Source organism: Cylindrospermopsis sp. CR12 (assembly GCF_001432185.1).
Lineage (GTDB): Bacteria > Cyanobacteriota > Cyanobacteriia > Cyanobacteriales > Nostocaceae > Raphidiopsis > Raphidiopsis raciborskii.
In genome coordinates this window covers 4620-5194 of the sequence record NZ_LMVE01000089.1, presented here as the reverse complement: position 1 = coordinate 5194, position 575 = coordinate 4620, and the positions used below count along the sequence as shown (strand labels likewise).

General features: G+C 42.3%; 1 protein-coding gene. It reads left to right on the top strand.

Annotated features, from left to right (window positions below; all coding sequences use genetic code 11):
• A partial coding sequence (locus ASL19_RS10210; protein WP_235528979.1) for a GUN4 domain-containing protein occupies positions 1 to 575 on the top strand: 575 nt, incomplete at both ends.

The following is a 575-nucleotide window of genomic DNA, read 5'->3' as shown; positions in this document are numbered from 1 at the left end:
AATGAGTGGAGGTCCCATCCTAGATGAGAATGGTAAATTAGTAGGTATTCATGGGCTAACCTACAGTCAAAGCCTAGGAGATGGACGCGGTACACCAGAAGAATATGGAATTCCACTTCAGACCTTTTTAAATGTACCACCCCCCACCCCGAGCAGGTACACAAAATTAGAAACCTTGTTGAAAGCTCAAGACTTTAGAGAAGCAGATTTAGAAACAGAAAGAGTAATGTTAGCAGTAGCTAACAGACAAAGCGAGGGTTGGTTCAGAATAGAAGATGCAGAAAATTTTCCCTGTCAAGAATTGCGCACCATTGACAATCTGTGGTTAAAATATAGTCAGGGTAAATTTGGTATATCTGTCCAACAAGAAATATACAAAAACCTGGGAGGAACAAAACAATTTGATGTGAATGTATGGAGATCCTTCGGAGACAGGGTGGGATGGAGAAAACAAGGTTCATGGCTCTATTACAAAGATTTAAACTTTTCATTATCCGCACCAACGGGTCAACTCCCGTTCGAGGTCGGTGATGGATGGCGAGGTTGGTATGGAGACTTCCCTCCTGTCAAGACAT